11 protein-coding genes and 1 pseudogene are annotated in these 12,253 nt (G+C 70.6%); 5 read left to right on the top strand and 7 right to left on the bottom strand.

Features of this window, described 5'->3' with window-relative positions; translation table 11 throughout:
- Positions 1–815, bottom strand: an 815-nt coding sequence (locus ACRDSQ_RS12845) for a substrate-binding domain-containing protein (RefSeq protein WP_431421199.1), incomplete at its 3' end; no start/stop codon positions are given.
- Between ACRDSQ_RS12845 and ACRDSQ_RS12840 the strand changes: the two genes are divergently transcribed.
- Both ACRDSQ_RS12840 and ACRDSQ_RS12835 read left to right on the top strand, forming a co-directional pair.
- Positions 759–974, top strand: coding sequence for a hypothetical protein (locus ACRDSQ_RS12840; RefSeq protein WP_431421201.1), 216 nt, complete (start codon positions 759–761; stop codon positions 972–974). The genes ACRDSQ_RS12845 and ACRDSQ_RS12840 overlap by 57 nt on opposite strands.
- A gap of 393 nt (positions 975–1,367) precedes the next feature.
- Positions 1,368–2,615, top strand: coding sequence for an RNA-guided endonuclease InsQ/TnpB family protein (locus ACRDSQ_RS12835; RefSeq protein WP_431421197.1), 1,248 nt, complete (start codon positions 1,368–1,370; stop codon positions 2,613–2,615).
- Here ACRDSQ_RS12835 and ACRDSQ_RS12830 read toward each other — a convergent pair.
- The 6 genes and pseudogenes from ACRDSQ_RS12830 to ACRDSQ_RS12805 form a co-directional block, all read right to left on the bottom strand.
- Entirely contained in the window at positions 2,602–2,832 is a 231-nt protein-coding gene (locus tag ACRDSQ_RS12830) for a hypothetical protein (protein ID WP_431421196.1), read from the bottom strand. The two genes, ACRDSQ_RS12835 and ACRDSQ_RS12830, sit on opposite strands and share 14 nt — an antisense overlap.
- A complete protein-coding gene (locus tag ACRDSQ_RS12825; protein WP_431421195.1) occupies positions 2,829–5,024 on the bottom strand; it encodes a P-loop NTPase fold protein in 2,196 nt (731 codons plus the stop codon). Before ACRDSQ_RS12825 ends, ACRDSQ_RS12830 begins: the two co-directional genes overlap by 4 nt.
- Before the next feature lie 187 nt (positions 5,025–5,211).
- Positions 5,212–5,298: pseudogene (locus tag ACRDSQ_RS12820) on the bottom strand (hypothetical protein); the annotation flags it as partial.
- Positions 5,299–5,391: 93 nt separating this feature from the next.
- Positions 5,392–6,111: a WD40 repeat domain-containing protein gene (locus ACRDSQ_RS12815; RefSeq protein WP_431421194.1), complete on the bottom strand. Its 720-nt coding sequence runs from the start codon at positions 6,109–6,111 to the stop codon at positions 5,392–5,394.
- Between the two features lie 51 nt (positions 6,112–6,162).
- Positions 6,163–6,957 carry a hypothetical protein gene (locus ACRDSQ_RS12810; protein WP_431421192.1) on the bottom strand — a complete coding sequence of 265 codons (795 nt, stop codon included), beginning with the start codon at positions 6,955–6,957 and terminating at the stop codon, positions 6,163–6,165.
- Positions 6,958–7,009: 52 nt separating this feature from the next.
- Positions 7,010–7,492, bottom strand: a complete 483-nt coding sequence (locus ACRDSQ_RS12805) for a YcxB family protein (RefSeq protein WP_431421191.1) — start codon at positions 7,490–7,492, stop codon at positions 7,010–7,012.
- Between the two features lie 24 nt (positions 7,493–7,516).
- On the opposite strand from ACRDSQ_RS12805, the gene ACRDSQ_RS12800 reads away from it, so the two are divergent.
- The 3 genes from ACRDSQ_RS12800 to ACRDSQ_RS12790 are packed head-to-tail and all read left to right on the top strand — an operon-like array spanning position 7,517 to position 12,131.
- Positions 7,517–8,734 (top strand): low temperature requirement protein A, encoded by a 1,218-nt coding sequence (locus ACRDSQ_RS12800; RefSeq protein ID WP_431421190.1) that lies wholly within the window; start codon positions 7,517–7,519, stop codon positions 8,732–8,734.
- A gap of 53 nt (positions 8,735–8,787) precedes the next feature.
- On the top strand, positions 8,788–10,194 hold the full coding sequence (locus tag ACRDSQ_RS12795; protein WP_431421188.1) for an AAA family ATPase: 1,407 nt from the start codon (positions 8,788–8,790) through the stop codon (positions 10,192–10,194).
- Positions 10,191–12,131 carry a vWA domain-containing protein gene (locus tag ACRDSQ_RS12790; protein WP_431421187.1) on the top strand — a complete coding sequence of 647 codons (1,941 nt, stop codon included), beginning with the start codon at positions 10,191–10,193 and terminating at the stop codon, positions 12,129–12,131. The genes ACRDSQ_RS12795 and ACRDSQ_RS12790 overlap by 4 nt, the downstream gene beginning before the upstream one ends.
- Positions 12,132–12,253: the final 122 nt, after the last annotated feature.

Raw genomic sequence — 12,253 nt, 5'->3', positions numbered from 1 at the left:
GTTCCGTTCCACGCCTTGACGATCGCCTCGACCAGATCCGGTGTCGGTGCGGGAATCGCCGAGACGAGCTGACCGTTCGGGATGGACAGTGCCGTGCGCAGCGGCTCGGTGGGCGCGCTCGGATTGGCCCAGTCGCGGAAGCCGGCTTCACGGAACCCCAGCTGCCGCTCGCCTTCGCTGAGGTAGGCGTAGAAGTCGTCCGCCGCGGCCCGCTGGTCCGGGGTGGCCGAGGCCAGCACGACGAACGGGTGGTCGAACTGCAGCGTGCCGTCCGTCGGTGTGATCGTCTTGAACTTGCGGTTCGGCCCACCCCGGTTATAGGTGTACGCGAGCTGCTCCTGCATGACGATCGCGCTGACATACGGGACCGGCAGTTTCTTCTTGTCCTCGGCCAGCAGCGTGCCGACGAACTCGGCGGCGTCCTTGCTGTACCGCTCGACCGACGACTCCACGCCGTGCACAAACCTCGTCACCTCGCCGTCGGTGACGCTTTCCCTGGTGATCCCCGGATAGTTGTCCGCGATCGATCCCGCGTGGAACGTCGCGATCGACGCCCCGAGACCCGATGACGACAGCTCCGGGTGGTCGCGGCCCAAAGAGAACTTGCCCCACTCGGGCTTGCCGAGCGACGCCCAGCCGCCGGGCGCGGTCGCCAGGGCCAAGAGATCGTCCCAGCCGGGATCGGGGTGCTTGGCCAGGAACACCGCGGCCATCTCCTCGGGCATGGCGACGACGAGCGGGCTGGACATGATCGACCGGTGGGTCTCGTGCCCACCACCTCGAGCCTGCGCGTCGCCGACATCCGGCTCAGCCATAAGGAGGTGCTCGGACTCCACACCTGCGGTTCCGGCAGCCCGGTCTCGGCGGCCGTCCAGCCGGTGCTCAGCGCCGACATGGCCGTGCTCGAGGTCAGGCCGTGCACCGTGACCACCGCGCACTTGCCGCCGCCGAACTCGCGGCCCGCGGCGTTGTAGCGCTCCGCCATCCGGCCGATCAGCTCGTGTTTCTCGGTGGACGTGCTCATCTCCAGCGGCACGCAGTCGGTGCGCGCGGCCGCGGGTTTGTCCTCCCCGGTGAGCAGGTAGATCCCGCCGATGGCCAGCAACCCGGCGACGACCGCGATGATCAGCGGTGTGTTGGCGCGTGCAGCCGTGCGCGGGTTCGACACGTGCGGTCCTCCCAAGATCGGTAGGGCGGCGGAGCTGTCAGTGTGACAGAGAGATCACGAGAACCTCTTGAGGATGCTCCGGCGGTCGCGCCCGGGGAGGAATCGCGACCGGGGATCGCCACGACCGGACCTGGCATGGCTTGCCGTGCCTCACCGGTGTCTGAGGGTTTTGTCGGTGGTGGTCGTTAGGTTGATCGGCATGTCCCGATTCCGCCTCCAACCGACACCTGCTCAGGAGCAGGTGTTGCTGGAGCACTGTGCGCACGCCCGGTTCGTATGGAACCTCGCTGTCGAGCAGCACGCCCACTGGCAGCCGGATCGCAAGGCCGCGCCGAGGTACACCGAGCAGTGTCGGCAGTTGACGCAGGCGCGGGCGGCGAACCCGTGGTTGGCGGCGGGGTCGGTGATCGTTCAGCAGCAGGCGTTGAGGGATTTCGCCCAGGCGATGGCGAACTTCTTCGGCAGGACCCACCGGCGGCCGATCTGGCGTAGCCGCGGGCGGGGCGAGGGTTTCCGGGTCGTGGCGGTCGAACCGGGCGATGTGCGTCGGGCCTCCCGCAATGTCGGTGAGGTCAAGGTGCCCAAGATCGGCTGGATTCGATTTCGTTGGTCGCGCGCGATCCTCGACGGGGTGAAGTCGTTTCGGGTCACCCGGGACCGGGCGGGCCGCTGGCATGTGGCGTTCGCCGTTGTGCCCGAGCCCATCGCCGCACCGGGCACGGGTGCGGTGGTGGGTGTGGATCGGGGTGTGGTGGTGTCGGCGGCCTTGTCCACTGGGGACCTGCTGAACGCGCCCGCTCTGCGCGACAGTGAGAAAGCCCGGTTGTTGCGGTTGCAGCGCAAGCTCGCCCGGGCGCAACGCGGCTCCAACCGACGCGGCAAGGTCAAGACAGCGATTGGGAAGCTCAAGGCCCGCGAAACCGACCGGCGCAAGGACTGGGTGGAGAAGACCAGCACCCGCCTGGCCCGGGAGTTCGACGTGATCGCGGTCGAGGACCTCAAGATCAGCAATATGACCCGGTCGGCGAAGGGCACAGTCGATGTCCCCGGCCGGGGTGTGCGGCAGAAGGCAGGCCTGAACCGGGGCATCCTCGCCAATGGGTGGGGCCTGCTGGTCACCCGACTGGAGCACAAAGCTCCCGGACGGGTCATGAAGGTCGACCCGCGGTTCACGAGTCAGCGTTGCTCGGCGTGCGGGGTCGTTGATCGGGAGGCGCGCGAGAGCCAAGCCGCCTTCCGCTGCCGATCCTGCGGTTTCGCCTGCAACGCCGACGTGAACGCGGCGCTGAATATTCGATTCGCGGCAGGGCATGCCGTGACCGCACGGGGAGGCCCGCCGTTGGGCGGGCCAGCGAACCGTGAACCTCAACGCGACCTCCACCTCGTGCGGTCGTTGCGGCTGGAATCCTCCGGGCTTCGGCCGGGGGAGGGTGTCAATCTCCGATGAGGTGATCGTCGGAGTCGACCATGTCGTAAGTCTCGAAGCTGAACCGGGTCACGGTCCCCGCCCACGCGCGATACGTGCCCGTGTCGCCGTGGACCGGGACACTCGACCGGATGGCGTCGAGAACGGCATTGGTCTGCTGCCAGCCCTCGTCCTTCGCCTCCAGCTCCGCCAGCACCGCCCACACGTCCGCGTCCTGGGTCGTGCGCAGCGCGGTCACCAGATCCCGGGCCTGGTCCGGGCGGTCAACACGATCGCCAACAGGATCAGCACCGCCTGGTACGGCCCGCCGTCCTGGCCGACGAACCGGTCGAGGTTCGGCCCCGGCACACCGATGCGCACCAGCCGGTAGAGGTTGATCAGCTTCTTGACCGTGCGCGGGGTGTCGAGCAGCGGGCGAAGCCGCTTGATGAAGTCGCGCTCGGACTCCCGCAGCAGCAGGCGGTCCGGGCGCAGCGTCGGGTCGGCCACCGGCGACCGCCGCGGGATGGGCATGGTCTTCTCGCCTGTTTTGGTCGGCGGCGCGGCGGCCGTCGTCGGCTGGGCAGGCCGCGGCGTGGTCTCCGGGCGTCGAGGTGTCTCGGGTTCGGCCTGGGGGAGCAGGTGGTCGATCAGCCGGTCGGCGCCCGATCCCATGGGGCGCAACGCGAAGGTGATCTGGAAGATCTTGTCCAGATAGTCCAGTGGCCGGGCGGCGACGCCGTTGTCCGGGCCGAACAGCTCGCTCTGGTGCTGCTCCAGCGACCGGCGCAGCCATCTCGGGTCCACGGCCACCACGACCACGAACAGCGGCAGTGCCAGCAGCAGGTGCACCGCGGCGAGCACGTCGGCGACCTTGCGCGGCGGGCAGCGGTCGAGGTCGTCGACGTAGAGCACGATTCGTTCCAGCGGCGGCGGCCCCTGCGGCGCGGCCCGCCAGTGTTCGAGGGCGGTGCCGACGTTGTCGCTCAGGGTCCGCAGGTGTTCGTGGGCGCGACCCAGGACCCCGCGGTACTGCTCGTAGTGCCCGGCCCGGACCTCGGCGATCAACGCGGACAGCCGTGCGGTCGGGTCGGTGCGGGCCAACTCCGCGTCCGCGGCGGCGATGCGGGTGTCGAGGATCTTCTTGCGGGCCCGCACTTTCTCCCGCAGCGACCCGGGCAGCCCGGCGAACTTGCGCCAGCCGGTGACCAAGCCCTCGACCACCGGGATCACGGCCGCACCGATGGCGATCACGCTCGCGCCCACCACCGCCAGCGTCGAACCCCACACGGCCCAGCTGACGCCCGCGGCGGCGAGGGCGACCGGGATCAGGGCGAGCCCCCACCGCGAGCGCAGCACGGTCCGTTCGCGCCACAACAGCCGCACCAGCGCCGGGGCACGCAGGTCGGCGGCGGCGCCACCGGTCCGCTCGGCCCGCTCGAGCTCGGCACCGAGGTCACGGCTGCGCGCGCGGAGTTCGTCCAGTTCGGCCTCTGAGGACCGGCTTGTGCTGTCCGGCTCGTCGGGCGGGGTCAGGCTGTCGAAGAGGTGCTCGACCAAGCCGACCCAGAGGTGGTCGTCGCTGTACTGCCAGGCGTTGAACCGGACTTGGCGCACGTTCGCGGCGAACGCGCTCTGCTCCGGGTTGCCCCGCGACCGACCGGCGAGCGTCTCGACCTGGTGGTGCAGCTGGCGCAGGAAGCTGGACTTGCCCGCGCCCCAAGCTCCGAGCAGCGCCACCGACAGCGGGGGCACGGTGGACCGGTCGGCGATGAGGGCGGCGAGGGTGGAGACATCGCTGGAGAACCCGAGGTAGTCGGACTCACTCTCGGCGTCGTTGCTGACGTCGGCGCGTTCCTGCCCTGGCTGCCCTGGGGTCAGGCCGGTGCCCGCGAGCTGGACACCGGTGATCGTGTCCCACACCCGGATCGAGCCGTCCTCGCCGCCGCTGATCAGCCTGCCGTCGTCGTCGGCGACCAGGGACTGCACCCGGCCGAGGTGCCCGTCGAGGACCGTGGGGTGGTCGGGGCGGGTCAGCTGCCAGACCAGGATCGTGCCGTCGTCGGCGCCCGCGACGAGCCTGCCGCGGGCGAAGGCAAGGCAGCGCACGGCGGAGCTGTGGCCGGTGTAGCGGGTCTGCTGGTCGAACACGTGCAGCCAGACGTTGCCGCTGGCCATGCCGACCGCGATCGACCCGTCCGGGAGGAAGGCGAGAGCGTGCACGGCGGTGCCCCCGGGGGCTTGAGTCCCCCGGGGTTCCTCACCCCAGACTCGGACCGCGCCGTCGTCGCCACCGGAGGCGATTCCGGCGTCCGGCGAGAACGCGACCGCGCGGACCCAATCGTGGTGCCGACCGATGATCTCGGCGGGCTTGTCCGGACTCCACAGCCGAACCGTCCCGTCGAGACTGCCGGTGAGGACTCCGTCGGCGGTGAAGGTCGCGGCGTGCACGGGTGACTCCGGGCTTGGGGTGCCGAGCTGCTTTGGGCCTGCCGGGGGAAGCAAGGTCCCACCGCCAGGTCTCGCCGTTCTCGCAGAAGGCGTTCACCTCGGTCCGGGATGCCTGAACGGCGCGGATTCCGGCGGTCGGGCCGGTCAGGGTGTGCCGGTGCGTGCCGGTGACCCGGTCCCAAACCCGCACGGCGAGGTCGTCGCCCCCGGTGACCAGCGCATCGTCGGACACGGCGATCGCCCGGACGCCCCCGCCGTGCCCGGCGAGGGTGATCGGCGACGATCCGGTGATCCGGACGGCTCTGTCCCCGCAGGCGGCGACGACGCGACCGCCGTGGGTGGCGAGGGTGTGGATCGCGTCCCCGTGTTAGGCGTGTTGGGTGACGGCGTCGGTACGCCGGTCCCACTGCCACACCCGGCCGCTCGCACCGCCGAAGGTGACGACGTGACCGTCGGCGGAGATGGCCACCGCGTGCAGCGGTTCGCCGTCGCCGGAGAAAGTGTGGACGACCCGGTCTTCCTCGGCCTGCCACACCTTGACCAGCCCGTCGCGGCCTGCGGAGACGACTGTGCCGGTGCCTCGGGCCGTGGCGATGGCGGTGACCCCGCCCTCGTGCGCGGTGATCGTCGCGACCGAAGGGGCGCGCGAGGAGATGGTCTGCACTAGACCAGCGGGACCGCCGTAGAACAGCCTGCTGTTGTCGACGGCCGCCGCGTGCACCGGACCGTCGTAGGTGGCGATGTCGCCGTAGGTGTGAATGGCGATCGACCCGTCGAGCCCACAGAACCAGATGTCCTCGTCGCGAGCGATCGCCCCGATGGGCACGACGCCCACGTGCGCGATGGTCGAGCCGGAGGTCAGCGTCCGCGATCCGTCCGGGCCTCCGCAGAAGACCACGTCACCGAACGCGGCCAGGGAGCGGACACCGCCGGGGAGAACGTGGACCACGGCCAGTTCCTCGCCGTCGGTCGCGTCCCAGAAGCGGACGGTGCCGTCATCGCCGCCGGTGATGATCCGTGAGCCGTCGGGTTCGATCGCGATGGCTCTGACGAGTCCTGGGTGGCCGGTGAAGGGAGCGGTGATCACCCGTGGCAGTCTGCCCGCTCACGGGCACCGACGGCTACGAAACGGGTGCGTTCAGTGCTTCTCGGCGTGATCCGAGAACACCCGGACCGCTTCCTCGACCGCCGCCAACCGGGCCACCCGGACCGCGTCGAACAGTGGGCGCAGGGCCTCGGCGCGCCTGCGGGCGGCCGAAGACGACACAGCGTTGCCGGGGGCGTCCTCGGAGGCCAGCTCCAGGATCGCGGAGACCTCGTTGGCCCGCTGCAGCACCCGAAGCGCGCGTGGGGGAGTGCCCTCCGGCCATGGTGCCGCCGAGCGGTGGGCGACGCGCGCGGTGATCTCCTCGCGGACGCCCGCCCGGTGCTTGGCCACGCCCAGTTCGGTCAGCACGCCCGCCGCGACGCGCATGGCGCCGGTCAGTTCGTGCTCGGCCTCGCCGAGGGGCAGGTGTTCGGCGGGCGGGGCGTCGCCGATGTCGAAGACCGTCCACCGCAGGACACCGTCCGCGACGGGCTCGGGGACCAGGCCGAGCGGGGCGCCGTGGAGCACGACGGCCTCACCGGCGTGCAGGGCGGTGCCCGCGAACTCGCTGCGGCCACCCAGGCCACGCACATCGCCCGCGACCGGCAGGACGAGCCTGCCGCCGGTGACGTCGGCGCGGCGAACCGCCGCGAGCAGGGCGGCGACCTGGCCGCCCGCCTGACCCCGGACCGGGACGTCGAGCGCGGCCCCCGTGCTCTCGTCCACGGCCACCACGTCGTGCAGTTCGGCCCAGTGGAGCAGGGCGTCCAGGACGTCGTCGGCGGCGGCGGATCCGTTGAGCCAGGCGGAAACCCACACCGCGAAGGTCGCACTCGGAGTTGACACGAGAGGCAAGGTTACGCCACGTGTGCGGCGGCCACCGCGTCAGCTCCCCGGGTCAGCTCCCGTCCGCCGGGCCCACCGTCCGTACCAGCAGGTCACGGAAGTTGTCGAGATCCTCGACACTGTCGAACGCGCGCCCCGGCAGCGGGTGGAAACCACCGGATCCGGTGTGCAGGACGAAGTTCCGCTCGGTCTCGGCCCAGCCCGCGAGGTCGGCGAGCACGATGTCGCTGTAGGCGGTGCCGTCGAGGGTCATCATGCGGATCGCGTGACCGTCCACATCGGCGGTGATGGTCCGTCCCGCGATCGGGTTCCGGCGGAACGCGAGCCGGGTTCCGATCGTCGGCATCGCGGCGATGACCATGGCGCAGACCAGCCCGAACACGCCGGGGACCGGCTGCCCGAGCACCAGCAGGATGATCGAGAACACCCCTAACGCGGCGGCGAACCAGGCACTCCGGCGGGCGAACGGCACCGTCGCCTTGATCCCGTCGGACCAATCACCGGGCGAGGGTTCCCAACTCAGTCGTATCAACACGCCCGACAACCTAGTGTCACCACCGTGAGCACGAGCAAGCCCGCGGGCGCCAGGATGCGCCGGATGGCCGAGAGTTCCACGGCCACCACCCTCGAACTATTCTTCGACCTGGTCTTCGTCTTCGCGTTGACCCAGGTCACCGCCCTCATGGCGAAGACGCCAACCTGGCACGGACTCGGGCGCGGTGCGCTGCTTCTCGCCGTCGTCTGGTGGTGCTGGGTCGGCTACTCGTGGCTGTCCAACCTGGTCCAGGCCGACGAGGGGCTGGCCCGCACCGCGATGCTGATGGCGATGGCCGCCATGTTCGGCGTCGCGATAGCCATCCCCGAGTCGTTCGACGACCTGCTGGGCGGTGTGCACGGGCCGACCGTGTTCGCCCTGTGCTACCTGCTGGTGCGCTCGGTCCACCTGTGGCTGTTCTGGATCGTCGCCCGCGGGGACGCCGCGCTGCGCGCCCAACTTGTCCGTTTCGGCCTGACCATGGCGGGCGGCACGACACTGCTGCTCGCCGCCGCGCAGACCTCGGGCACGGCGCAGACGCTGCTCTGGGTCGCCGCGGTCATAGCCGACTACGGCGGCACGGCCGTGATCGGCGTGCGGGGCTGGCGGCTCAACTCGGCCAAGCACTTCGCCGAGCGGCACGGTCTGATCCTGCTCATCGCGCTCGGCGAGTCCATCGTGGCCATCGGCGTGGGCATCAACGAGCTGGCGATCTCGCTGCCGATCCTCATCGCCGCCGCGCTCGGACTGACCATCGCCGCGTGCCTTTGGTGGGGCTACTTCGACACCCACGCCCTGATGGCCGAGCGCGCGCTCGCGAAGGTCCGCGACCACCACCGCACCAGCATGGCGCGGACCGCGTTCACCTACCTGCACCTGCCGATGGTCATCGGGATCGTGATGCTCGCCCTTGGCCTCAAGAAGGTGCTCAACTACGTCGCGGGTGACGACGGGCACACGCTCGCCGACCCGCTCTACGGCCCGCCGCTGTGGGCGATGTTCGGCGGCACCGCGCTGTACCTGCTGGCCCAGGCTGCGATCTCGTGGCGGTGCTACCGCGCGTTCAAGACCCAGCGGGTCACCCTGGGCGTGCTGCTGATCGCGGTGGTTCCCGTGATGGCGCTGGTGCCCGCGCTCGCCTCGCTCGGGGTGCTGACCGCGAGCTTGGTCGGCCTGATCGTCTACGAATGGGTGCGCTACCACGACTACCGCGAAGACATCCGCCATGCCGAAGAGCACTAGCTGGAGTGCGCTCCACATCGACCAACGCGCCGAACGTGCGTAGCGTCGAACGCGTGACCGCCAAGAACACCGCACTTGACTCGCTGCCGCGCACCGCAGGGGACCTTCGCGCCCAGGGGCACCTGCCCAAGGGCGTAAAGACCGAGATCCGCGACAACCTGCTCGCCGCGCTGCGGGCGGGCCGGGACCCGTGGCCGGGGATCGTCGGCTTCGAGCAGACCGTGCTGCCGCACCTGGAGCGGGCGCTGCTGGCCGGGCACGACATCGTCCTGCTCGGCGAGCGCGGGCAGGGCAAGACGCGGCTGCTGCGCACCCTGGCCGGGCTGCTCGACGAGTGGACGCCGGTGATCGAGGGTTCCGAGTTGGGCGAGCACCCCCTGGACCCGATCACCCCGGCCTCGATCCGGCGTGCCGCCGAACTCGGTGACGACCTCCCGGTGGCCTGGCGGCACCGTGACGAGCGCTACACCGAGAAGCTCGCCACCCCCGACACCTCCGTCGGCGACCTGATCGGCGACGTCGACCCGGTGAAGGTCGCCCAAGGCCGCACCCTGGGCGACCCGGAGACTATCCACTTCGGACTCGTCCCGCGCGCCCACCGCGGCATCGTCGCGGTCAACGAGCTGCCCGACCTGGCCGAGCGCATCCAGGTCGCGCTGCTCAACGTCATGGAGGAGCGCGACATCCAGGTCCGCGGCTACACCCTGCGGCTGCCGCTCGACGTGCTGGTCGTGGCCACCGCGAACCCCGAGGACTACACCAACCGCGGCCGGACCATCACCCCGCTCAAAGACCGCTTCGGCGCGGAGATCCGCACCCACTACCCGACCACGGTCGCCGCCGAGGTGGCGATGGTGCGCCAGGAGGCCCACCTGGTCGCCGAGGTCGGCGACCCGCTGCTGGAGGTGCTGGCCCGCTTCGTGCGCAACCTGCGCGAGTCGAGCGCGATCGACCAGCGTTCCGGCGTCTCCGCCCGCTTCGCTGTGGCCGCGGCCGAGACCGTGGCCGCCGCCGCCCTGCGCCGCTCCGCGCTCACTGGCGAGGAGCCCGCGGTGGCCCGGCCGATCGACCTCGACTCGGTGCCCGAAGTGTTGCGGGGCAAGCTGGAGTTCGAGTCCGGCGAGGACGGCCGGGAGACCGAGCACCTGATCCATCTGCTGCGCCGGGCCGTCGCCGAGACCGCGCGTGACCGGTTCGGCGGGCTGGACCTGCGGCCGCTGATCGACGTGATCGCCGACGGGAACCTGGTGGCCACCGGGGAACGCGTGCCCGGCCGCGAGGTGCTCGCCGCGCTGCCGGAGCTGCCGGTGCTGCACGAGGTCGCTGCCCGCGTAGGGGTGAACGCCGACGCCGCCCCCGGTCGGATCGCCGCGGCCGTGGAACTGGCGTTGGAGTACCTGTACTTGACCCGCAAGGTCGCCAAGGACGCCACCACCGGCGCGGCGGTGTATGGGCCATGACCGGCCAGTTCGCCTACGGCCCGATCCACGAGGGGCGGGACCCGCTGGCCCCGCCGGTGGACCTGCGGGCGGCGCTGGAGCAGCTCGGCCGCGACATCATGGACGGCTCGTCGCCGCGCTCGGCCCTGGAGGAACTCCTGCGGCGCGGCACCACCGGGACCACCGGGCTCGACGAGCTGACCCGGCGGCTGTGGGAGCGCCGGGCCCGCATCCAGCGCAGACACAACCTCGAAGGCACCCTCAACGAAGTCCGTGCCCTGCTTGACGAAGCGCTCGAAGCCGAGCGGTCCGCGCTGTTCCCCGACCCGTCCGACGACGCCCGCTTCCGCGAGGCCCAACTCGACGCGCTGCCGCCGAGCACCGCCGCCGCCGTCCGCGAACTGGCCGAGTACGACTGGCGGTCCGAGGAAGCCCGCCAGGCCTACCAGCGCATCCGCGACAAGCTCGGCCAGGAGCTGATGGAGTCCCGGTTCCAGGGCATGAAACAGGCGCTGAGCGAGGTCAGCCCCGAGGACGCCGAACGCATCCGGGCGATGATGGCCGACCTGAACGCCCTGCTGCTCGCGCACCTGCGCGGCGACGACACCACCGAGCAGTTCCAGCGTTTCATGGCCCAGCACGGCGACTTCTTCCCCGAGAACCCGCGCACGGTCGAGGAACTCATCGACGCGCTCGCCGCCCGCGCCGCCGCCGCGCAGCGCATGATGAACTCGATGAGCGAGCAGCAGCGCCTAGAGCTGTCCAACCTCATGGCCGCCGCCTTCGGCGATCCCCGCCTGGCCGAACAGATCTCCACCCTCGACGCGAACCTGCGGGCGCTGCGGCCAGACGAGGACTGGACCTCGGCCACCAGGTTCCGCGGCCAGGACCCGCTCGGCATGGGCGAGGGCGCCCAGGCGATGGCCGACCTGGCCGAACTCGACGCCTTGGCCGAGCAGCTCGCCCAGTCCTATCCCGGTGCCCGCCTGGAGGACATCGACCTCGAAGCGCTGTCGCGCCAACTCGGCGATGACGCGGGTGTGGACGCTCGCCGACTGTCCGAACTGGAGCGTGAACTGCGTGCCCAGGGACTGTTGGAACGCTCATCCGACGGAACGCTGCACCTCTCGCCGAAAGCCTTGCGCCGCTTGGGTGAGACCGCGCTCTCGGATGTCGCGGGCACCATGCGCCGAGGCGAACGGGAGACCGCCCGCGCCGGGGCCGCCGGCGAACCCACGGGCTCATCCCGCCCTTGGCGCTTCGGCGACTCCGAACCCTGGGAGGTCTCGCGGACCGTCCGGAACGCGGTGCTGCGAACGGCGTCGACGAACCAGGGCGAAGTCCGAATCGACGTCGCGGACGTCGAGGTGATCGAGACCGAACAGCGTGCCCGCGCGGCCATCGCGCTGTGCGTGGACACGTCGTGGTCGATGGTCCAGGACGGCCGCTGGGTCCCGATGAAGCGAACGGCGCTGGCGCTGCACCACCTGGTGAGCACCAAGTACCGCTCGGACGAACTTCAGCTCATCACCTTCGGCAGGCACGCGTCCACAGTGGACATAGGTCAGCTGACCGCCATGGAAGGTGTGTGGGAACAGGGGACCAACCTGCACCACGCCCTGCTGCTCGCGGGCAGACACCTGCGCCGCAACCCGGACGCCCACCCGGTGGTCCTGGTCGTGACCGACGGCGAACCCACGGCGCACCTGGAGCCGGACGGCAACGCCGAATTCAACTACCCCACCACGCCTCGCACGATCGCCAAGACCCTCGCGGAAGTGGACGCGTTGGCCAAACTGGGTGCGTCGGTCTCGGTGTTCATGCTGGGCGACGACGAACGCCTGGCCACCTTCGTCGACGCCATCGCCAAACGGAGCGGCGGAAGGGTGGTCAACCCGGACCTCGACGGCCTGGGCGCGGCCGTGGTGAGCGACTACCTGCGGACCAGAAGGACCTAGCCTCGACCAGTCATCCGATGTGATTCAAACTGATCTGTGCATGGAGGAAGTGCCTGTCCTGTAAGGGAAACTTGGGCTTGCGAAGGTCCAAAGTTCTCTCGAGAGGAAGGCACTCCCTTGGT

Source organism: Actinokineospora sp., from assembly GCF_050699995.1.
Taxonomy (GTDB): domain Bacteria; phylum Actinomycetota; class Actinomycetes; order Mycobacteriales; family Pseudonocardiaceae; genus Actinokineospora.
The sequence above is the reverse complement of the archived record's forward strand: the minus strand, read 5'-3'. Positions and strand labels throughout refer to the sequence as shown.